Origin of the sequence: Candidatus Pelagibacter sp. (assembly GCF_052048095.1) — a bacterium.
Taxonomy (GTDB): domain Bacteria; phylum Pseudomonadota; class Alphaproteobacteria; order Pelagibacterales; family Pelagibacteraceae; genus Pelagibacter.
On sequence record NZ_JBNAKG010000001.1, the window covers coordinates 573,993 to 599,539 of the forward strand.

General features: G+C 26.8%; 26 protein-coding genes. 9 read left to right on the plus strand and 17 right to left on the minus strand.

Features of this window, described 5'->3' with window-relative positions:
- Positions 1 to 2: 2 nt before the first annotated feature.
- The 8 genes from ACTT9P_RS03010 to rpsF form a co-directional block, all read right to left on the minus strand.
- Positions 3 to 572 carry an HD domain-containing protein gene (locus ACTT9P_RS03010; RefSeq protein WP_440909216.1) on the minus strand — a complete coding sequence of 190 codons (570 nt, stop codon included), beginning with the start codon at positions 570 to 572 and terminating at the stop codon, positions 3 to 5.
- Positions 572 to 2,035, minus strand: a complete 1,464-nt coding sequence (gene purF, locus ACTT9P_RS03015) for an amidophosphoribosyltransferase (RefSeq protein ID WP_440909217.1) — start codon at positions 2,033 to 2,035, stop codon at positions 572 to 574. Before purF ends, ACTT9P_RS03010 begins: the two co-directional genes overlap by 1 nt.
- On the minus strand, positions 2,007 to 2,564 hold the full coding sequence (locus ACTT9P_RS03020) for a CvpA family protein (RefSeq protein WP_440909218.1): 558 nt from the start codon (positions 2,562 to 2,564) through the stop codon (positions 2,007 to 2,009). Before ACTT9P_RS03020 ends, purF begins: the two co-directional genes overlap by 29 nt.
- Positions 2,565 to 2,568: 4 nt before the next feature.
- The gene (locus ACTT9P_RS03025; RefSeq protein ID WP_440909219.1) at positions 2,569 to 4,950 is read right to left on the minus strand and encodes an efflux RND transporter permease subunit; all 2,382 of its coding nucleotides are present in this window, start codon (positions 4,948 to 4,950) and stop codon (positions 2,569 to 2,571) included.
- A 23-nt stretch (positions 4,951 to 4,973) separates the two neighbouring features.
- Positions 4,974 to 6,392, minus strand: a complete 1,419-nt coding sequence (locus tag ACTT9P_RS03030; protein WP_440909964.1) for a replicative DNA helicase — start codon at positions 6,390 to 6,392, stop codon at positions 4,974 to 4,976.
- Between the two features lie 71 nt (positions 6,393 to 6,463).
- Positions 6,464 to 6,922, minus strand: a complete 459-nt coding sequence (gene rplI / locus ACTT9P_RS03035; protein WP_440909220.1) for a 50S ribosomal protein L9 — start codon at positions 6,920 to 6,922, stop codon at positions 6,464 to 6,466.
- The gene (rpsR, locus tag ACTT9P_RS03040) at positions 6,923 to 7,195 is read right to left on the minus strand and encodes a 30S ribosomal protein S18 (protein ID WP_440909221.1); all 273 of its coding nucleotides are present in this window, start codon (positions 7,193 to 7,195) and stop codon (positions 6,923 to 6,925) included.
- A 2-nt stretch (positions 7,196 to 7,197) separates the two neighbouring features.
- A complete protein-coding gene (rpsF, locus tag ACTT9P_RS03045) occupies positions 7,198 to 7,548 on the minus strand; it encodes a 30S ribosomal protein S6 (RefSeq protein ID WP_440909222.1) in 351 nt (116 codons plus the stop codon).
- 87 nt (positions 7,549 to 7,635) lie between these two features.
- Here rpsF and fabD point away from each other — a divergent pair, with 87 nt between their 5' ends.
- From fabD to gmk, 4 genes are read left to right on the plus strand one after another with little or no spacing between them, the layout of a single operon-like run.
- A complete protein-coding gene (fabD, locus tag ACTT9P_RS03050) occupies positions 7,636 to 8,562 on the plus strand; it encodes an ACP S-malonyltransferase (RefSeq protein WP_440909223.1) in 927 nt (308 codons plus the stop codon).
- Complete coding sequence (gene fabG, locus ACTT9P_RS03055) at positions 8,562 to 9,299, plus strand: 3-oxoacyl-[acyl-carrier-protein] reductase (protein ID WP_440909965.1); 738 nt, start codon at positions 8,562 to 8,564, stop codon at positions 9,297 to 9,299. Before fabD ends, fabG begins: the two co-directional genes overlap by 1 nt.
- Positions 9,300 to 9,349: 50 nt before the next feature.
- On the plus strand, positions 9,350 to 9,589 hold the full coding sequence (locus tag ACTT9P_RS03060; RefSeq protein WP_440909224.1) for an acyl carrier protein: 240 nt from the start codon (positions 9,350 to 9,352) through the stop codon (positions 9,587 to 9,589).
- Positions 9,590 to 9,596: 7 nt separating this feature from the next.
- Positions 9,597 to 10,229 (plus strand): guanylate kinase, encoded by a 633-nt coding sequence (gene gmk, locus ACTT9P_RS03065; RefSeq protein WP_440909225.1) that lies wholly within the window; start codon positions 9,597 to 9,599, stop codon positions 10,227 to 10,229.
- Here gmk and rsmA read toward each other — a convergent pair.
- The 6 genes from rsmA to ACTT9P_RS03095 are packed head-to-tail and all read right to left on the minus strand — an operon-like array spanning position 10,218 to position 17,596.
- Entirely contained in the window at positions 10,218 to 11,003 is a 786-nt protein-coding gene (gene rsmA, locus ACTT9P_RS03070; protein WP_440909226.1) for a 16S rRNA (adenine(1518)-N(6)/adenine(1519)-N(6))-dimethyltransferase RsmA, read from the minus strand. The two genes, gmk and rsmA, sit on opposite strands and share 12 nt — an antisense overlap.
- A complete protein-coding gene (locus ACTT9P_RS03075; RefSeq protein WP_440909227.1) occupies positions 11,003 to 11,959 on the minus strand; it encodes a 4-hydroxythreonine-4-phosphate dehydrogenase PdxA in 957 nt (318 codons plus the stop codon). Before ACTT9P_RS03075 ends, rsmA begins: the two co-directional genes overlap by 1 nt.
- Positions 11,949 to 12,878 (minus strand): peptidylprolyl isomerase, encoded by a 930-nt coding sequence (locus tag ACTT9P_RS03080; RefSeq protein WP_440909228.1) that lies wholly within the window; start codon positions 12,876 to 12,878, stop codon positions 11,949 to 11,951. Before ACTT9P_RS03080 ends, ACTT9P_RS03075 begins: the two co-directional genes overlap by 11 nt.
- A gap of 2 nt (positions 12,879 to 12,880) precedes the next feature.
- Complete coding sequence (locus tag ACTT9P_RS03085; protein ID WP_440909229.1) at positions 12,881 to 15,403, minus strand: LPS-assembly protein LptD; 2,523 nt, start codon at positions 15,401 to 15,403, stop codon at positions 12,881 to 12,883.
- The gene (locus ACTT9P_RS03090) at positions 15,393 to 16,466 is read right to left on the minus strand and encodes an LptF/LptG family permease (RefSeq protein WP_440909230.1); all 1,074 of its coding nucleotides are present in this window, start codon (positions 16,464 to 16,466) and stop codon (positions 15,393 to 15,395) included. Before ACTT9P_RS03090 ends, ACTT9P_RS03085 begins: the two co-directional genes overlap by 11 nt.
- Positions 16,463 to 17,596, minus strand: a complete 1,134-nt coding sequence (locus tag ACTT9P_RS03095) for an LptF/LptG family permease (RefSeq protein ID WP_440909231.1) — start codon at positions 17,594 to 17,596, stop codon at positions 16,463 to 16,465. Before ACTT9P_RS03095 ends, ACTT9P_RS03090 begins: the two co-directional genes overlap by 4 nt.
- Positions 17,597 to 17,656: 60 nt before the next feature.
- Here ACTT9P_RS03095 and ACTT9P_RS03100 point away from each other — a divergent pair, with 60 nt between their 5' ends.
- On the plus strand, positions 17,657 to 19,120 hold the full coding sequence (locus ACTT9P_RS03100) for a leucyl aminopeptidase (protein ID WP_440909232.1): 1,464 nt from the start codon (positions 17,657 to 17,659) through the stop codon (positions 19,118 to 19,120).
- On the plus strand, positions 19,113 to 19,523 hold the full coding sequence (gene ndk / locus ACTT9P_RS03105) for a nucleoside-diphosphate kinase (protein WP_440909233.1): 411 nt from the start codon (positions 19,113 to 19,115) through the stop codon (positions 19,521 to 19,523). Before ACTT9P_RS03100 ends, ndk begins: the two co-directional genes overlap by 8 nt.
- Here ndk and purN read toward each other — a convergent pair.
- Both purN and purM read right to left on the minus strand, forming a co-directional pair.
- Positions 19,513 to 20,097: a phosphoribosylglycinamide formyltransferase gene (gene purN / locus ACTT9P_RS03110; protein WP_440909234.1), complete on the minus strand. Its 585-nt coding sequence runs from the start codon at positions 20,095 to 20,097 to the stop codon at positions 19,513 to 19,515. The two genes, ndk and purN, sit on opposite strands and share 11 nt — an antisense overlap.
- Positions 20,075 to 21,109 (minus strand): phosphoribosylformylglycinamidine cyclo-ligase, encoded by a 1,035-nt coding sequence (gene purM, locus ACTT9P_RS03115; protein ID WP_440909235.1) that lies wholly within the window; start codon positions 21,107 to 21,109, stop codon positions 20,075 to 20,077. Before purM ends, purN begins: the two co-directional genes overlap by 23 nt.
- A 10-nt stretch (positions 21,110 to 21,119) precedes the next feature.
- Here purM and ACTT9P_RS03120 point away from each other — a divergent pair, with 10 nt between their 5' ends.
- From ACTT9P_RS03120 to aspS, 3 genes are read left to right on the plus strand one after another with little or no spacing between them, the layout of a single operon-like run.
- Positions 21,120 to 22,190: a hypothetical protein gene (locus ACTT9P_RS03120; RefSeq protein WP_440909236.1), complete on the plus strand. Its 1,071-nt coding sequence runs from the start codon at positions 21,120 to 21,122 to the stop codon at positions 22,188 to 22,190.
- Positions 22,187 to 22,852 carry a DNA replication protein gene (locus ACTT9P_RS03125; RefSeq protein WP_440909237.1) on the plus strand — a complete coding sequence of 222 codons (666 nt, stop codon included), beginning with the start codon at positions 22,187 to 22,189 and terminating at the stop codon, positions 22,850 to 22,852. The genes ACTT9P_RS03120 and ACTT9P_RS03125 overlap by 4 nt, the downstream gene beginning before the upstream one ends.
- Positions 22,849 to 24,633: an aspartate--tRNA ligase gene (gene aspS / locus ACTT9P_RS03130; protein WP_440909238.1), complete on the plus strand. Its 1,785-nt coding sequence runs from the start codon at positions 22,849 to 22,851 to the stop codon at positions 24,631 to 24,633. The genes ACTT9P_RS03125 and aspS overlap by 4 nt, the downstream gene beginning before the upstream one ends.
- Here aspS and ACTT9P_RS03135 read toward each other — a convergent pair whose 3' ends face one another.
- Positions 24,634 to 25,458, minus strand: coding sequence for a TSCPD domain-containing protein (locus ACTT9P_RS03135; protein ID WP_440909239.1), 825 nt, complete (start codon positions 25,456 to 25,458; stop codon positions 24,634 to 24,636). It lies immediately after the preceding gene.
- Positions 25,459 to 25,547: the final 89 nt, after the last annotated feature.

The following is a 25,547-nucleotide window of genomic DNA, read 5'->3' on the forward strand; positions in this document are numbered from 1 at the left end:
CTTTATATGCTTCTTTCAAGAAGAGAGTAGGGTTTTCTAGCAAAAATTCTCTTAACCATTGGCTTAAAATCATTTAAAGACAAGCTTTTATAATTTGGATCAAATGAGGCCTGATCCCATTTTTCACAAAAATTTACCGTATCCGCATAATATTCATGACCTTTATATTTATCTCTTAAATTTCTATTTCTTCCTAAATGGTGAGCATAATAATACATTTGGAACTCGCCATGCTTTTCAATTATCCAATGTGTTTTTTTTGTAACATAAGGCTTTAATACAGCTGCAGCATACTCCGAGTGATTGAGTGGAGCCAATTCATCGCCTATATCATGCAATAGGGCAGCAACAATCATTTCTTCATCAGCTTTATCATTTAATGCTCTTGTGGCTGATTGCAGTGAATGTTCTAATCTTGTAATTTTGTAGCCTTCAAGAGTCGATTGCAAACCTTCCATAAATTTTAAAATTCTATCTGCAGTACCATCAATATAATTTTTTTCATGTTTATCTAAAAGAAGGTATTCTTCTTTTGTACCATCTTTCATTTGAGTAAAATTTACTGTTTTCATTAATTATTAGAAGCAGTGCTTAATAATGAAAGTTGTGTAATTTTATTATCACCTAAGTCATCAATAAGTTTGACAGGATAATCACCTGTAAAGTAATGATCTGTTAGTTGAGGATAATTCTCATTTCTATTTTCAAAACCAATAGCTCTATACATTCCGTCAATAGATAGAAATTTTAAAGATTTTGCTCCTATATATTCACAAATTTCTTCAGTTGTTTTGTTTGCTGATAATAATTCTTTTTTTGTTGGTGTATCAACACCATAAAAATCTGGAAATTTAATTTCGGGACAAGCTATTTTTACATGAACTTCTTTAGCACCTGCATCATATAACATTTTTACAATTTTGTGTGAGGTAGTACCCCTAACAAGCGAGTCATCAACTAAAATAACTTTTTTGTTTTCAATTGCTGTTTTATTTGCATTTAGTTTTAGTTTAACCCCTAAACTTCTAATCTGCTGACTAGGTTCAATAAAAGTTCTACCCACATAGTGATTTCTAATTAATCCTAATTCAAAGTTTAAATTTAAATGTTGTGCAAATCCTAGAGCAGCCGCATTACCAGAATCTGGAACAGGCACAACCACATCTGCATCTATTTCATTTTCTTTTGCTAATTGAACACCAAGATTTTTTCGATGTTCATAGGCTGTTTTTCCATTAAGAATACTATCCGGCCTTGAAAAATAAATATATTCAAATACACATGGTCTTATCTTCTTTGGAGGAAAAGGTTTGATACTTTCTAATTTATCATCTTCAATCAAAACAATCTCACCATTTTCAACTTCTCTTACAAATTTCGCACCAATAATATCTAGCGCACATGTTTCTGAAGCTAAAACATAACTATTTTTTATTTTTCCAATAACTAATGGTCTTATTCCAAAAGGATCTCTTACTCCTACCAAAGATTTTTGTGTTAACATAACAAGAGCATAACCACCTTGAATTTGAAAAATAGCATCAACAATTTTATCGATTGTTTTTGTTCTTTTTGATCTTGCTATTAACTGAACAATTGTTTCCGTGTCAGATGTTGTGTAAAAGATAGCTCCATCCTCTACTAATTTTTTTCTTAATGTAATCGAATTTGTTAAATTTCCATTATGAGCAACGCCAATACCACCGGCGTTAGTATCTGCAAAAAAAGGCTGAATATTTCTTAGAGTGTTACTACCAGTAGTACTGTATCTGTTGTGGCCAATTGCAAAGTTTCCTTTTAATTTACTTAAAACTTTTTCTTTATTAAAATTATCACCTACAAGTCCAAATCTTTTTTCAGAATAATATTTTTCACCATCAAAGCTTACAATTCCGCAACCTTCTTGACCTCTATGTTGTAATGCGTGTAATCCAAGAGCAGTTATTGCAGAAGCATCTTTTATATTACTAACTCCAAAAACACCGCACTCTTCATTTAATTTTGATTTAAAGTTCTTGAATTTTGTCTTTAGCATCTTGGTATTCATCTTCGTCTGGAATTTCATCACTTAAAAAACTACTACCTTTTTCTATTATTGAGAATGTTATAGATTCATCTGTATCAATTGGCCAGTCTTTATAATCAAAAAAATTATTAACTGTTGAAAAAATACAAATACAAACAATATAAGTCCTAAGTATTCCAAAGAAAAAACCGAATATTTTATCTACCTTACCTAAACTAGATAGTTTTATAGCTTTTTTTAAACCTTTATTTATCATTAATATAATAAACAAAATTAAGATAAATAATCCTACACCTAATATTATATCTAAAACATATTCATTTTTACTAAAGTCAGACACATAGGGTTTAACTATTGGAAAAAGATACAGTGTAAAAACATATGACAATAGCCATTTACTTGCAGAAAGTAGACTTGAAATAAAACCATTTATGTAACACTGGATGACTGAAAATATTAATAAAGTAAAAAAAAATAAATCAATTGGAGAAGAGTTTAAAAAAAAATCTTTTATATTTTCAATTATATTTTCAACCATAATTTTAAAATGGTCTAACTTTTAAAATTAGAGAAGGTAGTAATGTTAAAACAGATATCATAGCAAGCAACATAGCTATACCAGTAAAAACTCCAAAATAAATAGTAGGTATAAATTTTGATAATACCAAAATAGAAAAACCAAACACAATTGTTATTGATGTGTTTAAAATTGCAACCCCAACTGTTGAGTGACAGGTTTTCAAAGTTTCTTCATAATTTTGAATACGAGAGTATTCTTCTTTAAATCGATAAATGTAATGAATACTATTATCTACAGCAATACCAATTGTGATTGCAGCAATTGTTATAGTCATCATGTCTAAAGGTATTTCTAAAAGCCCTATAATTCCCAAAATAAAAAAAGCGGCAATAAAGTTTGGTACAACTCCGATTAAAGATAATTTAATATTTCTAAACAAAATTAGAAACATTCCAAATATTCCAATCATGACCAAACCTAGAGTTAGTATCTGAGATTTAAATAAACTTTGTAATAAATTGTTAAAAAGAATTAATACACCAGCAAGCTTAAATTCACTTTTATCTAAACCAATTTCATTTTCTAAGTCATAATTTATTTTATTAATTAAATCATTACGTCTTAAGTTTTCTTGAGAATCAATAATTCTAAGATTTATTCGAGCCTCATTATCTTTTATTGAAATATATGGATCAATAATTTCTGTTTTTATATTCTCCGGGATTTTAGAATATAGAACTCCCATTTCCAATGTACCTAATGGTTTGTTATTGTTTAGTTGTGTTGCAACATCAATAATTGAAGAGAAGGATAAAACTTTTCCTATTTCTGGCAATCCATCTAAATAATTGTGTACAGATTTTATTTTATCTATCTTATCTTTTGTAAACCAATATTTTTCATCATTAGTATCCTCTTCATTTTCCCAATCATCAAAATCATCATCTTCATTACTTTCATTAGTTTCAACTTTAGGAAATTTGATAATTACTTCCAATGGTGTTGTTCCTCCTAGCTCTTCATCAATTAATTTCATTCCTTTATAAATTTCAGTGTCTTTATCAAAGTAATTTATAAAACTGTTTTCAACTTCGAGCTTACTTATTCCAAGTATACTCAAAGTTATAATTATAATTGTTACCCCAAAAATAGAATTTTTATTATTGACTGATAAATTTCCTAAAAATTTTGTTACTTTAGAGTCCTTTTCCTCTTTAAGAGAAATATTGCTACTTGGTGCAAAACTTAAAAGGGTAGGCAACAAAGTAAATGTGATTAAAAAAGATGTTATTAAACCAAATGTCATCATCCAACCAAAATCAATAATTGGTTTTATTTCGCTAAAAATTAAAGATAAAAAAGCACACACTGTAGTTAGTACAGTGTAAAGTATTGGCCAAAACATTTTTCCAGTTGTTAGAGATAAGATTTCGAAATTTGTTTTATCCTCAAACTCTTTTCTTAGTTGAAGAAATCTTGTACTCATATGGATATTCATTGCCATTGTAAGAATTAACATTAAGGCGATGAAGTTTGATGAGATAACTGTCACTTTCCATCCTAATAATCCCAACAATCCCATCATTATTATAACTGAAAAAAAACAACTACTTATTGGGACTAAAATCCAAATTAATTTACGAAATACAAACCACAGAGTAGCTATGATAAATAGCAGAACTCCAATACCGAAGACGATGATATCACTCTTGATGAATGTCATCATATCATCAGCAATCATTGGAATACCACCAAGGTAAATTTTTCCAACACTTTCATAACTTTTAATAATGTCTCTAATCTCCAGGATATTTTGATGATTTTGTTTTTTTATTTTATCTTTGAACTCTTCAATCTCTTTTTTTGATTTATTATCAACATCCTCAAGTTCTTTATTTTTTTTTATATTAACAATTATTCCACTTGTTTTGCCATCAATACTAATGACAAAATTTCTAAAAACAGGACTGTTCAAAATTTCTTTAAATCCTCTTTCTCTGTCAACTTCTTCATCTTTTAAGGTTTTAAAACTCTCAAGTCTTTCTTGCAATGAAGCATCAGAATTATTTAGTAATGGGATATCAAGAAGTGTAATTACGCTATGAACCCATTCCAGACTTTGAATTTTATATTTTAAACTTAAAAGGTTATTAATTGATGTTTCCGATATCATTGATTCATTTGGCGTATATGTGAGAACCAAAAACTCTTTAGAACCATACCGATTTGTAATTTCTCTAAGATATTCTAAATCCGGATCCCCTTCGATCAAAAGTGTTTCAGATGATGCATCTAATCTAAAGTCTTTAGAAAAATAGCCAAAGCTTAATAATGCTATAATTAAAAGTATAAATATTGATTTTGGGTTTTTTAAAATAGTGCTTTGATATAATTGAGCAAACATTTTTACTCACTATATATTTTAAATTAGTTAATTTGAGTATCTTTAAATTTGGTATACATTGCCTCAAATTCAAGCATTATATTGCCTGTTGGTCCGTGTCTTTGTTTACCAACTATTATTTCTGCCAGATTCGAAACCTCATTCATTTTTGCTTGCCATTCAGCGTGCTCTACGGTTGCAGGTCTTGGTTCTTTTCTCTCTAAATAATAAGCTTCTCTATAAACAAACATGACAACATCAGCATCTTGTTCAATAGATCCCGACTCTCTTAAATCTGCAAGTTGAGGTTTTTTATCATCTCTTTGTTCGACAGCTCTTGAGAGCTGAGATAAAGCAACTACAGGAACTGACAGTTCTTTTGCTATTGCTTTTAAGCCTTGAGTAATTTCTGAAATTTCTTGCACTCTGCCATCTCTATTATTTATTGAACCTTTCATTAACTGAATATAATCAACAACGATCATATCTAATCCAAATAATCTTTTAATTCTTCTTGCTCTATTACTCATAGCAGCAATACTGATTGCTGGAGTTTCATCTATATAAAGAGGAAGCTCTGCAATATTTTTTGAGGTTTCTATGAATTTATCAAACTGCTCATCTGAAATTCTTCCTCTTCTAATATCGTTTGATTTAATCCTAGATTGCTCAGCCAAAATTCTAGTAGATAATTGCTCAGAAGACATCTCTAAAGAAAAAAATGCTATTGAAGATTTCTTTCCACTTTCCTGAAGTTTTTGCGCTGCATTAAATGCAATATTTGTTGCAAGAGCTGTTTTACCCATTGATGGTCTTCCTGCAATTATAATCAGATCAGATTGGTGCAATCCACCAAGTCTATCATCTAAATCTCTTAATCCAGTAGGGACACCCACAATTCCTTCATCATTTTTGTAAGCAGCTGAAGCCATTTCAATCGTTTGTCTCATAGCTTCATCAAATTTAACCATTGAAGAACTAAATGAACCTTTTTCTGCTAAATCAAATAACAATCTTTCAGAATTTTCAATTATATTTTGACCACTAACATCCAAGTCATTTAATTTTGCACTATCAATTGTTTGTTCTGAAATTTTTATTAATTCTCTTCTTACAAACATATCGTAAATAATTTTTGAATACTCAATCGCTTGTCTCGAAGAAGTTGAAAATTTTGTAATTTTTACAAGATACTCTGGAATATTGATTTCATCTTTTTCATCTTCAAAGTAATTCTTCAAGGTAATTGGATTTGCCAGCATCCCTTTGTAAATTAATACTTCAATTGCAGAAAATATTTTTTGATGCATTGGATCATAAAAATTTTGGCTTGAAATTATTGTATTAACTTCATCAAATATTTCATTGGTTACAAGTATTGAACCAATAACAGCTTGTTCTGCTTCAATATTATTTGGCAATTCTTTAAAGTTGTCTTTAACAATACTTAAGTTTGTTTCCATGATTTTGATCATAGAATGATAAACCTAAATTTAAATAAAATTTATTTCTTGGGGAAAAGTTTGTATAATTACTACTGAATGGATTCAGCTGACTCTACATTCACTACTATCTCTGCATCAACTTCAGAGTGTAAAGAAACTTTTACTTTAAACTTTCCAATTGATTTAATCTCATCAACCGGTTGTATCATTGAGGGTTTAATTTCAATTTTTTCCACAGTATAAATAAGCTTAGATATTTCTGTAGGCTTCACTGAACCATAAAGCTCATTATTTTCTGTGCTTAATCTTTTAACTGTATATTCTTTTTTGTTTATTTTTTCTGAAATTGATTTTGCATCTTGTTTCTTTTCATTATCTTTTTTTGATAACTCGGATTTAATTTTTTCTACTTCAGCGATATTATCTTTTGATGCATAAAGCGCTTTTTTATTTGCAATCAGAAAATTTCTAGCAAAACCTCTTTTAACATCGATTATTTCACCGATAGTTCCAATTCTCTTGATATTTTCTAATAAAATAACTTTCATTTAAATTAACGCTAAACTTCTTGCTCTCTTAATTGATAAAGCTAATTCTCTTTGTTTTTTCTGACTTACATTCGTTATTCTTGAAGGCAAAATCTTACCATTTTCAGAAACATATCTTTTTAAAAGCTTCACATTTTTATAATCAACCTTTGGAGCTCCTTTTACTGATAATGGACAAGTTTTTTTAAATTTATACTTGTTAGGTTGAAATATGCTTAATTTTGCAAAGTTACTTTGTTTACTTTTTTTATTTCCTGATTGTCTTTTAGGCATAATTAATTCTTAGTTTCTTTCTTTTCAGTTTCTCTATCGCTATTAAAATAGTTAGTATCTAAATCAAATTCTTTTACTTTAATTGTTAGATATCTAAGTAATTTTTTGTCTATAGCTTCATTTTTTTCAAGCTCATCTATCATTTTGCCATCACCCTTAATTTTGAAATGAATGTAGCTACCTTTTTTATTCTTTTTAATTAAGTGTGATAGATTGATTAATCCCCAGTTCTCTGTTTTTACAATTTCACCCTGATTTTTTTCAACAATTTTTGAGTACTTTTCAGTTAACTGTTTTATTTCCGCTGTAGACGTATCTTGACGTGCTATAATTGTGTGTTCGTATAAGTTCATATTAATTCTTTGATAAAAAGTGAGGATATACTATTATAATTATTATTTTACAACACATAATTAACAATATAGTCATTAATTTTTTATATGTTTTCAGTAGTTTTTCCAGGTCAAGGCTCTCAAGTTGTCGGAATGGGTAAAGAGTTTTATGATAAACATAAAATAGTTCAAGATCTTTTTAATGAAGCTGATGAAACCCTAGGTTTTAGCCTATCTAAACTCATTATAGATGGACCTAAAGATGATCTTGATTTAACTATAAATACTCAACCTGCTATTTTTTTAACTAGTTACTCAATATTTAAAGTAATTAAAGATGAACATAATATAGATCTTAGTAATGCCCATGCGTTTGCTGGCCATTCTTTGGGAGAATACTCTGCTTTGGCTTGTGCAGGTTATTTAAATTTTAATGAAACTTTAAAAATTTTAAAGTTGAGAGGTGAGTCTATGCAAAATGCGGTTCCGAAAGGAATAGGGGGAATGCTAGCGGTGTTAGGTACAACAACTGAAATTATAGAAAAAATATTAGATGAAAATAAAGACAACTTTCAAGCTCAAATTGCAAATGATAATTCAGATGGCCAGATAGTAGTAAGTGGTAAATTAGAAGATTTGAAAAAAATGATGGAAAATTTAAAAGAGAACAAGATAAAGAATATACAATTACCTGTAAGCGCCCCATTTCATTGCTCTTTGATGGAAAAAGCAACAGAAAATATGATAGGACCGCTAAACAACTTAAGCATAGAGCCAGTTGACATTAATATAGTTTCAAATGTAACAGCCTTAGCGGTTAATGAACCATCGAAAATTAAAGAATTGCTTATTAAGCAAATTGAAAACAGAGTTAGATGGAGAGAAAGTGTACTTAAGATGATAGATGAGGGGGTAGATAACTTTATTGAAATTGGTCCAGGTAAAGTTTTAGCTGGATTAATTAAAAGAATAAATAAACAAGTTAAAACAATCTCAATTAACAGTGAAGATGATATAAAAAATATAAACATATGATGATAGATCTTAAAAGTAAAAATATAATTGTGACAGGTGCTTCTGGGGGAATTGGAAATTCTATTGTAGAAAAATTGAATTTGAGCGGAGCTAATATTTTGGCCACTGGTACAAGAGAAGAAAAACTGAAAGAGTTAAAAGAAAAATTCAATAATATTAAAACTTTAAGGTTTGATATTTCTAATCACGAAAAGATTGAGGAATTTATCGAAAACGCAATAAACGAGCTTGGTGGAAGTTTGGATTGTATAGTTAACAATGCCGGAATAACAAAAGATAATCTAACAATAAGAATGAATATGGAAGAGTGGTCTAAAGTTATAGACATTAATTTAACATCAACTTTTTTAATGAGCAAATATTCAATTAAAAAAATGTTAAAAAATAAATCTGGAAAAATTATAAATATAACTTCAGTTGTAGGTCATACTGGAAATGTAGGACAAGCAAATTACACTGCTTCAAAAGCAGGAATAGTTGCAATGTCTAAAAGTTTAGCAATTGAATACGCAAAAAAGAATATTAATGTTAACTGCATTTCACCTGGATTTATCAGTACAGCTATGACGGATAAAATTGACGAAAAATTTAAAGATTCAATAATTTCAAAAATCCCTGCAAGTAGATTAGGAAAACCTGAAGATGTAGCTAATGCAGTTGTTTTTTTGGCATCCACAGCCTCAGACTATATTAATGGAGAGACAATTCACGTAAATGGTGGAATGTATTTAGGTTGACAAAATAAGTATTTCTACTATTAACGAAATTACAACAATAAAGGATTATTATGTCAGATGATGTTTCAAGCAAAGTAAAAAAAATAGTAGCAGATCACTTGGGTATTGATGAAGCTAAAGTAACAGAAGAATCAAGTTTTATCGATGATTTGGGTGCAGACAGTTTAGATACCGTAGAATTAGTGATGGCTTTTGAAGAAGAATTTGGATCTGAAATTTCAGATAGTGAAGCTGAAAAAATTCTTACTGTAGGTGATGCTATTAAATTTATAGAAGGTAAGGCCAATTAAACAAATCATGCCCATACGTAATGATGGGACAATGATAATTTTATCTTCACCATCTGGTGCGGGTAAAACTACGCTTGTAAATTTACTTTCAAGATTAGATAATTTCGAGATATCCATTTCTCATACCACTCGAAAACCAAGACCTCAAGAACAACAAGATAAAGATTATTATTTTGTAAGCGAGGAAGAGTTTAAGAGATTGATCAATAACCAAGAATTTTTAGAGTATGCGAAGGTATTTAATAATTTGTACGGCACAACAAGAACTCCAGTTATAAATAAGCTAAATGAAGGAAAAAATGTATTATTTGATATTGATTGGCAAGGTGCTGATCAAATAAAAAACAAAAAGTTAGATTATAGATTAATTACATTTTTTATATTACCTCCAAGTAAAGAAATTCTCTTTGATAGATTGTCTAATAGAGACATGAAAGACAAACTTATAGCTGAGGAAAGAATGAAACAATTTAGCAGAGATGTTTTGCATTGGATTAATTATGATTATGTGGTCATCAATGACAATCTTGATGAATGCTTCTTAAGAATTCAAAATTTAATTACTGCTGAAATTAAAAATGGTTCAAAAGACTATGATAAAGATTTTGTCAGAAACCATGTTGAAAAACTAACTAGTTAATTTTTCATATTCTTCAGTTAGTAAAAAATAATCATTGAGACTAAGGTTTTGAGGTCTTAAATTTAAATCAATATTTAGTTTTTCTGCTATCTCAGATTTTCCATTAAAAATAACATTAAAAGGTTTTTTAATCATTTTTCGCCTGTGATTAAAAAAAACTCTAGTTATATATTCCAAATTAGATGATTTTTTAAAGTTATAAAACTTTTTTTTAGGTTCAAATTTTAGAACAGAGCTATCTATTTTTGGTTTTGGGGAAAAACTAGCTGGACTTACATCACAAATTTTTTTTATATCTAACTTCCAATTTGCTAGAACTGACAGTCTGCCATAATTTTTGGTATCACTTTCAGCTAAAATTCTATCAGCTACCTCTTTTTGAAACATCAGAATTAGTTTATCAAACCAAAATAAATTATCTAAATTTACTATCCATCTACAAATAATTTCTGTTGAAATATTATAAGGCAGGTTTCCAAATACAGTTAATTTTTCTTTTGATATATCTTTTTCATTTATTTTTAGAATATCACCATTAATTATAGATAACTTATTTCCAAATTCTTTTTCTAATAATTCAGCTAAAGAATTGTCTTTTTCAACAACATAAAATTTTTTTGGATTTTTTTTTAAAATTGCAGTCGTTAAGTTTCCTGTACCAGGGCCTATTTCTAAAATTGATTTATTTTCAATCTCTGAACTTGAAATTATTTTATCAATAATATTCTTATCAATTAAAAAGTTTTGACCAAGACTTTTTTTTGCTATGACCACTATCTATCTAAAAATTCAATCGCTCTTATCAAACTCAAAGGATTAGATCTGTTTTTTCTAAACATTTTTATATTAGGACCATGATCTGGAGATACTCTAACAAATGGAAGGCCTAGCGTAATATTAATTGCATCAAATTCATATAAAGTTTTTAATGGAGTTAATACTTGATCATGATACATTCCAACAATCACATCAAATTTATCTCTATTACTTTTTTGAAATATTGTGTCAGCAGGAAAAGGACCTTTAATTTTCAAACCCTTTTTATTAAGCTTTTCAACACATGGTTTAACAATTTTTTCATCTTCATTAAATTTTGAAACACTCTCACAGTGAGGATTTAATCCAGTAACTGCTATATTTGGTTTTCTTTTTAAATGATTTTTATAAAATTTATTAATTAGGATAATTTTATCAAAAATATTTTTTTTATTTAAACTCTTAGAGATATTTTTTACTGGTAAATGGGTTGTGATTGGACAGACTGATTGTCTGTTATTAAAGATAAGCATTGCTACATTTTTAACTTTAAATTTATTAGCTATATATTCTGTAACACCTAGGAACTTTTTATCTAAAAAAATCTCTTTTGTTATTGGGCCATTTATAAATTTGTTTGAAATTTTTAATTTGATTAATTTGAAGACCTCGTCAAAACATTCTTTAACATATTGTTTGATTACTTTTTTTTGATCTATTTTTTTTAAATCTAACTTAATGTCAATAATATTAAGACAATTTTTATCTAGTTTTAAATGGTTAATTTTTTTTGTGTTAATAATATTAACTTTTTTTTTAAACCTAAAGATTTTCATTTCCTCTTTAAGAAGTTTATGAGATGTTATTAGTAAGATAGGATTTTTGACCTTAATTTTTTTCAGAGTCTTGAAAAAAATTTCAAAAAAAATACTTTTTGGATCACCAGCTATAATTAAAATTGGTTTATAATTCATTAATTATAAATTCTTTTTCAACTTTTTTGTAATATATATTTGAAAACTGGTTTAATTGCTCATTTCTTTTTGCATTAGCAATTGTTTCAATTTCTTTTTCAATATCAATTTTTTTTTCTTCAATTTTAATGTCTTTTAATTTTAAGATTATAAATCCTCCAGGAATCGTCACAGGATTTGTGTATTCATTTGTTTTTATTTTTGATATTTCTTTTAAAATTGTATCACTTACAGATGTTTCTTTGATCCATCCTAAATTCCCACTTGCTTTTGCGCTATCGGAAATACTATATTTCACTGCAGCATTCTCAAATCCTATCTTATCAATTTCATTTTTTATTATTGATAATTTATTTTCATAATTTTCATTTTCTTTAATATCAAATACTATTTCAGACAAATTATAATTTTTAATTTTTTCTCTATTGTTTTTTTGAATGTCTTTTCTTATTTTATTTAAATCTATCTGAACTTTTGATGAATATTTTGAAAAAACTAAATCATTCCACAAAGCTTCTATAATTATTTTTTCTTTAAAATTATTGAAGTCAATATTGTAATTTTTTAAATGAGCTTTTAATTCATCTAAACTTTTCATATTTAGCCTTAAATAAACATTCTTAACTAAAGGGTCTAAAAATTTTTTTTCAATTTCTATTTTTTCTACATAATTTAGTATTTCTTTTCGTTTTATTTTTTCTCGTATTAAAGAATTTTTTGCAATTTGAATAATTTGCTCTTCTCCAATATTTTCTAGTTCTCTATTTAAAGAAATTAAGTATCGGTATTCCTCTTGTATGTCCAAACTTGTAATTATTTCATTTCCTACTTTTAGGATTATTTGATTTTGTAAAGCTTGAGTATTATTTGACACAAAAATATTCAAAATAATTAAAAGAATTATAAGAAGTCTTATCATTATTATTGATCTACTTTTTGTTCAAAAGTGGATAAAGGAATTATTGTAACTGTGAATAGCAAGTCTTCATTTGGTTTTAAATCCCTATCTGCATAATAAGTCTTTTTATATTTAATACCGGCAGTAAGACAATCATTTTTATATTCATAAACTAAATCATAATATTCAGTTAAATTAATTTTTCTATTTCTTCTAGTCGTAAATTTAAGAAAATTTGAATCGTTGAAGTTATAAGAAGTTTTGTTTTCTAATGTATTTGTTGAGCCTATCAATCCATTTTTTTCAATGAAGTTAAATTCTGTGCTAAGTTTTTTTATACTAAGATTTGTATTCAATGAATTATACTCAAAATTTTTCATATTTTCATTTACAGAAAAATCATAACTTAGGTTAAAGTTTTTATTAAAATTGTTTTTGAATCTTCCAAATAAGTTTGAATTTTTTTTATCAAGAGATGAGCTTGTTGGTATACTCTGCTCATGTTTATCTCTAAATAATTTTGCAAGCTTGAATTCAAAATATTTATTTACATCTTTAATTTTAGATTTTTTGTAATCTACGCCCAATGTAAGTGATTTCCCAGCTTCTAAAGTATCGTTTAATCCCAATCGATTTATATTGAATATATTTTCAGTTGTAATAAGCCTTTCTTTAGATGTGGAATTTATCATCCCGCTCTCACTTAATCTTAGTGATAATTTAGGCGTTAGGATATCTTTTGTTTTGTTACTTGATTTAGTTAATGGCAACGATGAGGCCATTTCAAAAAGGCTTTTTCCGTCAACTTGAAGTGAATTTGTGTAAATTGTATCATTTTTAGCTGATCTATTAACATTTTTGAAATATGCATTAAAATTATTTTTTATTCCATAATTTGAAATCCAATCGAATGATTTATAATTGATATCATTTATAATTCTAGAACTTAAATTATTTGTATTTGAAAGTTTATTGTCTCCACTTGAAAACAAATCGAAGTTACCATTAAGTTTTTCAGCAGAAATAGTTTTTGAGAAATTGTAATAGGGAAACACATATTGGTATCTATCACTGTTTGTACCACTTAAAGTTTCATATGCAGAAAAACCTGACGTTAGATTAAAATCGCTGTTTGAAAGTGTATATTTTATTTCATTTTTTGTTTTATTTTTTTCAGAAGGTTTCAAATTTACATTTGAAAGATCTGTATCAAATACTTTTAAATATGTGTCATTACTAACTTTTTCTATATTTATTTGTAATTCGCTCAAGTCGTAATCAGGAAAATTAAAGTCATAATTAAATTGAGCAAATAAGTGTCCAATACTTTTTGTCTTAGCAGTGGTAGAAGATTTATATTTGCTTACTAAACCTACATCCGATTCTAAATAAGAATTTTTTGTTATTTGTCTGTACTCAGTTTGTAATGAAGTTTTGTTATCATCATATATAGTTGGTTTGAATGTTAAATCTTTATTTACGTCTAAAACTTTGAAATATGGCAAATAAAAAGATGAGCCTAAATTATTAGAATTGTTAAATTGTGGTTTTAAAAAACCTGATTGCCTTTTTACAGTTGGATCTGGGTGAAAAAATTTTGGAAAATATGCTACCGGCACATCATAAATTTTTAAAATTGCATTATCATAAACCATCTCTTTATTTTGTTTATCATGAGTGATTTTCTCTGCTTTAATACTCCAAGGTGTACAATCTTCATTTTTTTGACAACTTGTAAATACACCCTTATTTACAATTGTTTTATTATTATCACCTTTAGATGACACACCATACAAACGAGGATCATTTTTAGTATTGTCAAATATATCTTTAGCTACATAAATTTTTGTATCCGTAGATAAAAATTCATTTGAATTTAGATTGATGATGCCTTCAGCAAAATTAAACTTATCAGAGTAAATCTTTTTCGTATCATCAGTTATGTTAATATTTTTACCTTTTAAAATCTCATCAGTTATTGAGTATCTAAAATTATCTAATTTAATTAGTCGATTGTTATTATCTTCTATGATGCTTAAATTATCTGAAATTAACACCTCGGCTTTTTTATCATAGGTTACGTCTTCAGACTCAAAATCATATTTTGATGAAATTTTAGCCTTTGTTTTGCCTTCACTAAAAAAAGTTTCATCATTTTTTTTATATAAAATTTTTTCAGATAAAATTTTTATATTTTCAACCTTATCCTCAATAACAACTTTTTCTTTAATCGTTATTGTTTCAAATTTTTTATTATACTCAAGATAATTTGATGTAATTTTCAAACCTTCCTTATTATTTGCAATCACATTTCCATTTGCAATAAAGAGATTCAAGATTTTATTATATTCAAAAGTATCTGATTGAATTTCAAACCCATCATCTTTGCTCGTAATCGTTCCTCTCTTTAAACCTTTTATTACGTTACCATTCTCAGTAATTTCAATCTCAGTTACATCAAAATTAAATTGCTCATTAGCATTAATTTCTTTTGTAAATAGAGCGAAAAATATTAAAGTTATAAGTTTGATTGTTTTATTTTTCATTAATTCCATAAGTAAAAATTAAACTAATAGTGGTAATAATCAAAATTGGCAACCAAACTGAGTAAATTATCGATATTTTCTCAGTATTTCCTAGAACGTTAAAAAAATTATTTAAATAGTAAATAACTACTGACATAGCTAAGCCAAAAGTAATTTTGACGGTAGAATTATTGAAATTTTTACTATTAAACATGATTATGGATGCTAGTAATGTCATGGCGGCAAGGTATAGCGGGTATGAATAAATTTTTTGAATTTGTATATCCACTTCAGTTGTAGAATAATTTAACTGATTATAATTTTCTTTAAGTTCAAACAACTCAAAAATTGTTAAAGCAGAGAGATTAGAAAATAAGTTAGTTATTTTCTGGTAATTGAAATTTGAATTTAAAGTATAAATGTCTTTTCTAATAATTTCTTTTTCAGAATATATTTCAACATCATACAAAACCCATTCATTTTTTTTAACATCAATTTTTTTACTATTTAGATTTCTAATGATATTATAATTTTCGTCAAATTGACTTATAAAAGTATTAATCAAATTTGTACCTTCTAGATTTGAAGCATTAATGATATAAGTTTCTTTTCCAATTTTGTCTTTAATCCACAATCCATTGTTCGTAATTACAACCAAGTATTTTCCATCATCAGTGTAATTAGTTTTAAGTTGTAGATAATAGTTTTTTAAACTTGAAGAAAAATTATAAAAAATACCAATCAATAATAAACTCATTAAAAAAGACATTGTACAAATTACAGTTAAAATTCTTGAGTTTTTTAAACCAGAATATTTAAAAATATTTATTTCATCATTATTAAAAAGCTTAATAAATAAGACTTGCGTAGATAATAAAAAAATAAAAGGAAACATTTCAAATAAAAGATCTGGAGAATTTAATAGCGATGCATAGAGTGGCAAAAGCGCACTTACATCATAGTCTTTAAAAAATTCTATTTCTGTTAAAATATTTAAGATAAAAACTAAACTTAACATCACAGCACTTACATATAGAAAAGAATTTAAAAAGGTTTTGATTAGGAATTTTATATATACTTTCATCTAGTTTTTAATTTAGGTTTTTTGAACAAAAAACACAAAGTTGCGTAAATGATTAAAAATATAATGATAGGTAATGAAAAAATTATCAAATTGTGGTTAAATTCGGTAGTTATGAATTTTAAAACTGACTCAGAAAAAACTATAATTATTATTCCTGATGTAAATACAATATACTTCAACCTGGTATAATTTGGGTTTTCTTTAGAGGAAATAATCAAAAAAAAAGAAATTAAAATTAAAATTGGTAAATAAAATGGAACTATCAATCTTTTATGTAATTCTTTATAAATATTGTATAGATTTTTCTTAGAACAATTAGTGATATCTTGATTGACAGAGCTAGAGTTGGAAAAACTTAAATTCTTTACACAGGTAATTAAAAATTTTGAGGGCATTTCTTGAGTTTTGGTTTTAACAACTGTATTCGTGTCTAAATTATTAAGACTAAAATCTGATTTCTCAAAATTAAAGGTTGTAATTTTATTACCATCACCATTAATTGTTTGACCATTATACAAGACCAAAACTCTATTTTTATTTCTATTTTCAAATATACCAGTTTTTGCAATTGTTATCTGAAAACCCTTGTCTGTGTTTTTTTTCAAATAAATGTTTTTTAAATTTCCATCATCATCTTTTTGATCTGTAAAAATTGTTAATCCTTTTATGGTGTCATTAAATTTTTTTGGTTTAATAAATCCTTCAAGAAAATTAACATCAGAAGATCTTAACAATGAACGTGCTGTATCTAATGTTTTAGGAACAATGAGTGCGTTTAGGAGCATTTGAAATAATAAAACTAATATTGAAAATCCTAAAAAAAAATTAATAACTTGTAATTTGCTAATTCCAAAATTCCAAAAAATTACCATTTCATTATTCGCCTCATATCTAGAAAGAACATTAAAAAAACTAAAAAAAATTGCAAAGGGTAAGATTTTACTTATTATTTTTGGAAAGTTGTAAAGACTATATGAAATATATACTAAATAATCTCTTCCATCCTCAATCATTATGTCCAGAAAATTAACTGCTTGAAATACCCAAATTATTGTACTTGCACTAATGAGAGTAATGAAAAAAAATAACAAGCAATCAGTTAATAATTTTCTAAATAAAATTTTTTTCATTGAATTATGGTAATATTAAACTTATATAACCTTAAATTTTCAGATTGAATCAAAAAATTTATGACAGTCAAATACAGCCTTATAAACAAAATAGATCTTAAAAAAATCAGAAATTTAGGGTTATTTTGTGATGAAAATTTTAACATAATAAACCTCGATAATTTAGGACTTTCCGACAAAAGTTTAATTGCAAATTTAATTAGAAATAACAAAAATCAAAAAAAAAGTATCTTAACAATCAATACTAGTGATAAGCAAAACCTTATTCTTATAAAACTTAAAAGAAATCAAAAATCAATAGACAATGAGAAAATTGGTGCAAAATTTTATGATTTTATCAGATCAAATTCTATTTTTGACTTAACATTCATTGATAAGAATTTTACAGGTCAAAAATTTGATCAATTTTTTATGGAAGAATTCTTACATGGAATTGAATTAAAATCCTATGAATTTAGAAAATACAAATCAAAAAAAGAAATCGAAAATTTTAAAATAAATATTTTTTCAAAAAATAATAAATTTAAGATAACTAATTCAAAGAGATTTAATTCTTTAATCTCAGGTATAAATTTTACCAAAGAATTAGTTTCTGAGCCTGGAAATATTTTGCATCCAGATGAATATGCTAAACGATTATCTTCTTTAAAAAAAGATGGTTTGAAAGTCACAATTTTAGATGAAAAAAAATTAAAAAAATTGGGCATGAATTCACTATTAGGTGTAGGACAAGGAAGTATCAGGGGATCATATTTAGTTTGTTTAGAGTGGAATGGCGCGAAGAACAACTCGAAGCCTCTAGCATTTGTAGGTAAAGGAGTTTGCTTTGATACAGGAGGCATTTCATTAAAACCTGCAAAATTTATGGAAGACATGACTTATGATATGGCCGGGTCTGCAGTAGTTGTGGGATTGATGAAAAATTTAGCATTAAGAAAAGCAAAAGTTAATGCAGTTGGTGTTGTAGGCTTGGTAGAAAATATGCCAGGAGGAAATGCACAACGACCTGGAGACATTGTAAAATCTTATAGTGGCAAAACAATTGAAATATTAAACACTGATGCTGAAGGAAGATTAGTTTTAGCTGACGCTCTAACTTATACTGAAAAAAAATATAAACCAAAATTTATTGTTGATTTAGCAACCTTGACTGGAGCAATAATTGTTTCTTTAGGATCAGAGTATGCGGGTCTATTTTCTAATGATGATAAATTATCTAATCAACTTTATGAGGCAGGGTTGAAGGTTGAGGAAAAAGTTTGGCGAATGCCATTGAATGAAAATTATGATAAGTTAATTAATTCAAAAAATGCTGACATGCAAAACATCAACTATCAAGGTGGTGCAGGCTCCACAACAGCAGCGCAATTTTTACAAAGATTTATTTTAAATAAAACACCATGGGCGCATCTCGATATAGCCGGTATGGCTTTTTCAAAATATAATGGTGCTTTAAATTCATGGGGCGCAACAGGCTTTGGAGTGAGATTATTAAACAAACTAATAGAGGATAATTATGAGTAATATTGAACAAACTTTATCAATCATTAAGCCAGATGCGGTTGAGAGAAATCTTGATAATGAAATTAAAGAAATGTTTAAAAGTAATGGATTTAAAATAGTAAATGAGAAAAAAATCCAAATAGAAAAAGCTGAAGCTGAGAAATTTTATAAGGTGCATGAAACTAAGCCATTTTATAATGATCTTTGCGCATATCTTTCATCTGGTCCGATTGTAGTTATGATCTTAGAGAAAGAAAATGCTGTATTAGCTAATAGAGATTTAATGGGAGCTACCAATCCTAAAGATGCAGCTGAAGGAACTATTAGAAAAAAATATGGAATTTCAATCGATAAAAATTCTGTTCATGGATCTGATAGTATTGAAAACGCAAAAATTGAAATAGACTTTTTCTTTAAAGACTAGAAATAACTTTATTTAGGGCAAGAGGATAAATTTTATGTTCTTGCCTTAGTATTCTTTTAGCTAAAATTTCAGCGTTGTCATTCTTATTAACTTTTACTTTTTTTTGTAAAATTTTTTTTCCAGCATCTAGTTTTGCATTAACAAAATGCACAGTACAACCTGAATATTTCTCATTATTATCTAAGACTCTTTGATGTGTATTTAAACCTTTATATTTTGGCAATAGTGATGGATGGATATTGATTATTTTGCCTTTATAGCTTTTAATAAATTTGCCAGATAAAATTTTCATAAAACCAGCTAAACATACAATTTTTATATTATTTAATTTAAGATATTTTAAAGATTTTTTCTCAGCATTTTTTTTATTTTTGTAATTCAAAATTTCGTAAGGAATTTTAAATTTTTTTGCAAATTTTAAACCCCCAGCGTTTTTTTTGTCAGAAAAAACATATTTTACAGTATATTTTGAATTCTTTAATTTTGAGTATTTGATAAGGTTAAGTAAGTTTGATCCAGTTCCTGATATAAAAACAGCAATATTTACTTTTCTAAGACCAGTTGATCTTACCATTTAATTTAACTCTATTTTGACCGTTTATTTTTGAAATTTTACCAATTACATAAGGTTTAAAATCTTTATCAAAAAAAGTTTGAATCTTATTAAATTTTTTTTGGTTGATAATTAAACAGAAACCCACTCCACAATTAAAAGTTTTAAGCATTTCTTTGTCACTTATTCCTTGTTTTTTTAACCAATTAAATATTTTTTTAACTTTAATTTTATTTAAATCTATTTCAGCTGTTAAATTTTCAGGAATAATTCTCTTTAAATTATCTGCGACTCCACCACCAGTTATATTTGCACATCCATTAATTAAATTATTGTTAAGTAAATTCAAAATTTCCTTAACGTAGATTTTAGTTGGCTTTAATAATTCTCTACTTAGATATTTGTTTTTTTTTAAGTTAATTTTTTTTTCTTTTAAAACATGTCTCACTAAAGAATACCCATTTGAATGAACTCCATTTGAAGGTATTGACAATATCAAGTCTCCTTTTTTAATTTTTTTTTTATTAAGGACTTTATTTTTTTCAACTATGCCTACCGCAAAACCTGCAATATCAAATTTATCTTTTTCATATGTGCCTGGCATTTCAGCAGTTTCACCACCCACTAATTCACAATTAGATATAGCACAACCTTTAACTATACCTTTGATGATAGATTTAAGTTTTGATGAATTTACCTTGTTGATTGATATATAATCTAAAAAAATCAGAGGAGTTGCACCTTGAACAATCAAGTCATTTACACTCATAGCAACTAAATCAATTCCGATAGTATTAAATTTGCTCAAAGTATTTGCTATTTCTATTTTTGTCCCAACACCGTCTGTACATGCTACAATCTGAGGGTTTTTGAATTTTTTAGAAATATTAGTTATTGATCCAAAACCACCAATGTTTGATAACTTTTTTTTGCCTTTTTTATTTGTATTTAATTGTGAAATAAATTTTACAAAATTATCTGCGGCTGCAATATTTACTCCGCTTTTTTTATAGGTTAAGTTTTTTGAAATCATTTTTTAAAATATGAATATAAAATTATTAATTATTCAAAAACATATATATCTATTTTTATTATTATTTTCTTTAAGTTATTTTTTTTTATCCACAAATAATGCTTTTTCAAAAAATTTAAAAATTGAAAATATTGAAATTTCAAAGAAATTTGATGAAAAGTTTAATAGAGATAAAGTTATAGATGAAGGATTTAATTTAGCATTTAAAGAGCTAATATCTATGCTGGTTCAATCTCAAGATCAATCAAAAATAAAAAATATTACTTTAGAAAATATTAAAATTTTGATTGAAAATTTTTCAATCAAAGAAGAAAAATTTCTTAATAATATGTATTATGTGTCTCTAGATGTAGAGTTTAGTAAAAGAAAAATATTTAGTTTATTGGAAAAAAAAAATGTTTTTCCTTCTCTGCCCAAAAAAAAGAAAGTTATGTTTATTCCAATTTTAATTGATGAAGAAAAAAATGATATTGTTCTTTTTTCAGAAAGTAAAATTTATAATAACTGGATTAAAAATAATGATAAAAAAGACTTGCTAGAATATATTTTACCCAATGAAGATTTGGAAGATGTTAATATCATTAGAGAAAACTATTCTGATTTAGAAGACTATGACTTTAATGATATAATAAAAAAATATTCTTTGAAAAGTTATATAATTTCTCTATTTTACAAAAATTCTAAAAAAGTTAGAGTATTATCTAAAGTTAATTTAAACAATCGTCTAATCTTGGATAATCAATATTTTGATAATTATAACTCAGAAGATGAAATAAATAATTTAATCAAAGTTACGAAAATAAGATTTAATGATTTATGGAAGAAAGAAAATCAAATAAATACATCAATAAAACTTCCTTTAATTATTACTGTTGATTTAAATGATAATAAAAAGATAGAAGATTTTGAAAAAATAGTTGACGAGCTAGATTTAGTTTCTAATTTTTTTATTTCAAAAATAGACAACAAAAAGGTTTATTATACATTAATTTATAATGGTACACCTAAAGCATTCATTAATAGTATTGAAAACTTTGGACATAAAATTGATTTTAAAAATAAGATTTGGAATCTGCAATGACAGATTTAAATCAATTGATTTTAGAGTTTGAATTTAAAGAAAATTTTAAGGATCAGGATTTTTATGTCTCAAATAGTAATCAACACGCTTATAAATTAATTAACATTTGGCCCAAATGGGAAAAAAAATTCCTAAATATTTGTGGAGATAAATTTTGTGGCAAAACACATTTGGTGAATATTTTTCAAAAAAATTTCGAAGCTACAAAAATTGAAGCAATTGAACTAAATAATAATTTTTTAAATCAAGCTAAACTAAATAAAAATATTATAATTGAAAATATAGATGAAAATACAAATGATGAGTTTCTTTATAGTATTTATAATATAGTAGATATGGAAGATAAATTCCTAATCACCACTTCTAAGATCCCAATTTTTGAAATCAATTTTAATTTGAATGATTTAAGATCAAGATGTAGTAATTTTGTTGTTTCAAAGATTTCAAATCCAGATGATGATTTAGTTTATGCATTAATAATAAAAAATCTTTCAGATAGACAAATATTAATTGATAAAAAATTAGTAGATTACATTGTAAAAAGAATAACGAGATCCTATGGAAAAATTTCGGATTTCATATATAAGATCGACCAAATTAGCTTAAAAGAAAAAAAATCTATAGATTTTAAAATAATTAAAAAAGCATTGGAGATGAATTGAATAAGTATAGGACACACACATGTAGTCAGTTGACCAAAAAAGAAGTTGGATCAAAAGTAAAAATTTCTGGATGGATTAATAAAAAAAGAGATCATGGAAACTTATTGTTTATTGACTTAAGAGACAATTATGGAATTACTCAATGTATTATTGACCAAGAAAATAAAAATTTTAAAGAAATCGAAAAATTACAGCTAGAAACAGTTGTTAAGATAGAAGGTTCTGTTTTAGAAAGAACTACCGAGACTGTTAATAAAGAAATATCTACAGGAGAAATCGAGGTTTCAATTGATGAATTTGAAGTTCTTGGAACATGCAAAGAATTGCCGATGCCAGTTTTTAGTGATCAAGAATACGCAGAGGAAATAAGATTAAAATATAGGTTTTTAGATTTAAGAAGAAAAAAAATTCATGAAAATATTTTATTAAGATCTAAGGTTATTTCATTTATCAGAGAACAGATGAATAAGTTTGGTTTTTTAGAATTTCAAACACCGATTTTAACTTCATCAAGCCCAGAGGGTGCAAGAGATTTTTTAGTTCCTAGCAGACTAAATCCTGGAAAATTTTATGCACTGCCACAAGCGCCTCAACAATTTAAACAGTTAATAATGGTTTCAGGCTTTGATAGATATTTTCAAATAGCACCCTGTTTTAGAGATGAAGATGCCAGAGCCGATAGAAGTCCTGGGGAGTTTTATCAACTAGATCTAGAAATGTCATTTGTTGAACAAGAGGATGTGTTTAAAGTTGTTGAAGAGTTATTGATAAACACTTTTAAAAAATTTTCAGATAAAAAAATGTTATTTGAAAAATTTCCAAGAATTTCATACGACGAAGCTATGTTAAAATATGGTTCTGATAAGCCAGATTTAAGAAATCCTTTAATTATAAATGACATAACTGAGATCTTTAGTAGAGAAGATGTATCCTTTGAAATTTTTAAGAAATTAGTAAAAAATGGTTCTTTGGTAAGATGTATTGTAACAAAAAATACCAAAGATAAACCTCGAAGTTTTTTTGATGGGATTGATAAGTGGGCGAAAGATCAAGGCTGGGCTGGATTAGCTTATTTTACTCTTGAACAGGACAAGGAAATAACAGCAAAAGGCCCAGTAGGAAAATTTTTCAAAGAAGAAGCTTTAAAAGAATTAATGAAAATAACAAATGCTGAAGTAGGAGATAGTATATTTTTTGCGTGTAATAAAAAAGACGAAATTGAAAAAATTACTTCACAAGCAAGAGAAAAAATAGCTAGTGATTTACAATTAATTGATGAAAACATTTTTGCTTTTTGTTGGATAGTTGATTATCCAATGTTTGAAATTGATGAGAGTAATGGTAAAATAGGATTTAGTCATAATCCATTCTCAATGCCACAAGGTAATTTAGAAACACTAAATCTTGAAAAACCTTTGGAAATGAAAGCTTATCAATATGATATTGTTTGTAATGGTATTGAGTTATCATCTGGTGCTATTCGAAATCATAAGCCAGAATTAATGTATAAATTATTTTCAATAGCCGGATATAGTAAAGAACAAGTAGATGAGAAATTTAGCGGGATGATTAATGCATTGAGTTATGGGGCACCGCCTCACGGTGGTATAGCTCCAGGAATAGATAGAATAGTCATGCTTTTAGCAAACGAAAAGAATATAAGAGAAGTAACAATGTTTCCTATGAATCAAAATGCCCAAGACCTCATGATGAATGCGCCATCAGAAGTAAGCGAAAATCAACTAAAAGAGTTAAATTTATCTCTAAAAAAAAGAAACTAGTTATTTCTTTCCTTTAAGACTTATTTTAACATCTGATAAATCAACTAGATTTTTTTTATAGTTATTTCTGACAAAACCTTTACTTGTCATGTCCTTCATAATTTTTAGTAACTGATTTTGACCTTCATTTTCTTGATCATCTATTGAAATACTGTCAGAGCTTCCAATCGACGGAGTATGAGCCAGGTCTTCTCTATTTTGATACGAAATTGCAAGTTCTCTAAAGATATAATCTAAAATTGAAGATGCGCTCAAAATTCTATCATTACCATAAACTTTACCAGAAGGTTCAAATTTAGTTCCTACAAACGCATTAATAAACTCATCAAGAGGAACCCCGTATTGAAGACCTAAAGAAACAGCAATTGCAAAATTATTCATTAATGCTTTAACCAATTCACCTTCTTTACTCGTATCAATAAAAATCTCACCAATCTTACCATCTTCGTATTCTCCAGTATGTAAATAAACTTTATGGTCTCCAATAGTTGCTTTTTGAATGTAGCCTTTTCTTCTGTCGGGCATACTTAATCTTTTTCCAGATTTTTCTGAAGTTTTCGCAAATATATTCTGTTGAAGGTTTTTTTCGGTTAACTTTGAATCATCTTTTTTAGCAACAATATTTATCTTTTTTTCTTCAACGACTTTATTATTTTTTGGATCTAAATTTTTTGTTTTTCTGTTATCTAGCTTAACATCTAAGACTTCAAATTTTCCATCGTCCCTTTTTTCAAGATTTTTTAATTCATTTTCGTTTATGTCATCAAGGTAATGATTAACCTTAAATGTACACGTGTAATATGTTTCAACTAAATATTTTGCCATTTTTCCTCTGTTAATAAAAATTGTTTGAAAATCGATTCAATTAATTTATATACATTATAATCTTTTAGTCTAATTTAATTTATACAATT